The following is a 1,606-nucleotide window of genomic DNA, read 5'->3' on the forward strand; positions in this document are numbered from 1 at the left end:
CCCCTTCGAGTTCCATCTCGNAGCAGTGTCCCAACAGTTGGTGTAACTCCCACTGGTAGCGCGGGCTGAGCGGAGCCTTCGCATAGCGAAGCGAGGCCCGTGCGGGTCCCTTGGCGGCCATGGTTGTTCTTCGGCTAAGGTTTGGTTTGCGGACCTAACTTTGACCGAGGAGAACGACCATGACCAAGAACAGTCTATCAGATACTGCCGCGCTGCGTGCGCTTTTGTCAGAGACATCTGACAGCAACCTGCTTGCCGAGATGCTCGGTTTCGTCGCCGACCGCCTCATGGCGCTGGATGTCGACCAGCTCTGCGGTGCCAGTGCGCACGAGCGAAGCAGCGACCGCATGAACCATCGCAACGGATACCGGTCCCGAGCTTGGGAAACGCGTGCAGGAAGGGTCGACGTGAAGATCCCGAAGCTGCGCAAGGGCAGCTACCTGCCCGAGTTCCTTGAGCCCCGCCGGGCGGCGGAGAAAGCCATGACGGCTGTCATTCAAGAGGCCTATGTTCAGGGCCTGTCGACGCGCTCCGTGGATGATCTGGTCAAGGCTATGGGAATGACTGGCGTATCGAAGAGCCAAGTCTCGCGGCTCTGCGGCGAGATTGATGAACGCGTCGATGCATTCCTGAACCGCCCGCTGGAAGGCGAATGGCCCTATCTCTGGCTTGACGCGACTTACATCAAGGTCCGCCGTGGCGGTCGGATCGTCAGCGTCGCTGCTATAGTGGCAGTGGCGGTCAACCTGGATGGACGCCGCGAGGTTCTGGGCATCGCTGTCCAGCCCAGTGAAGCCGAGGTCTTCTGGGACGAATTTCTGCGTTCTCTGGCCGATCGCGGGCTGCGCGGCACCCGCCTGATCATCGCCGACGATCATAAGGGGCTGAAGGCCGCCGCGGCAAAGGTGCTCGGTGCGACAGTCCAGCGCTGCCGCGTCCACTTCATGCGCAACGCACTTGCTTGCGTCGGCAAGAAGGACAAGCCAATCGTCACCGCGGCGCTCAGAACCGCCTTCGACCAGGACACGCTGGCCGCGTCAAAAGAGCACTGGGCCAAGCTGATCGACGCGTTTGAGACGCGCCATCCAAAGCTCGCGGAGTTGATGCGCCGGGCTGAGGATGACGTGTTGGCCTACAAGAGCTTTCCCCGCGAGCATTGGGTCAAGATCCACAGCACAAACCCACTTGAACGCCTCAACAAGGAGATTAAGCGCCGGACCAACGTTGTCGGCATCTTTCCAAACGAGGCCGCAGTCACACGACTGGTCGGAGCCCTGATGCTGGAGCAAAATGATGAGTGGGCGATCACGCGGCGCTACATGACACTGGAAACCGTCGCCGCCATTTGCGACACTACCCCCATGGACCCGGCGACAATCGCCGTCCTGTAACTGCGGCCAAGCCATGGCCGAAGAACAAAGTTACACCATTCCTTGGGACACTATCGTAGTTTGAACCAATTTTTGGACGCCTAGGCCGCGCGATGTTGCTTTAAAAATGTTTCGCAATACGGCCTATTTCCTTGCTAAAAGGCGGGGCTTTTGCCGGTTTGGTTGGGAAGCGTATTTCTTTTTAATCAATCATTTGACAGTGTTCAGCGCTCATT

The 1,606-nt window shown here is 59.1% G+C and carries 1 protein-coding gene; it reads left to right on the forward strand.

Annotation, left to right across the window (positions count from 1 at the left end; translation table 11 throughout):
• The first annotated feature begins 179 nt into the window (after positions 1 to 179).
• On the forward strand, positions 180 to 1,391 hold the full coding sequence (locus A3722_RS13245; RefSeq protein WP_067629891.1) for an IS256 family transposase: 1,212 nt from the start codon (positions 180 to 182) through the stop codon (positions 1,389 to 1,391).
• Positions 1,392 to 1,606: the final 215 nt, after the last annotated feature.

It is taken from the genome of Sulfitobacter sp. HI0027 (assembly GCF_001634775.1).
Classification (GTDB): domain Bacteria; phylum Pseudomonadota; class Alphaproteobacteria; order Rhodobacterales; family Rhodobacteraceae; genus Sulfitobacter.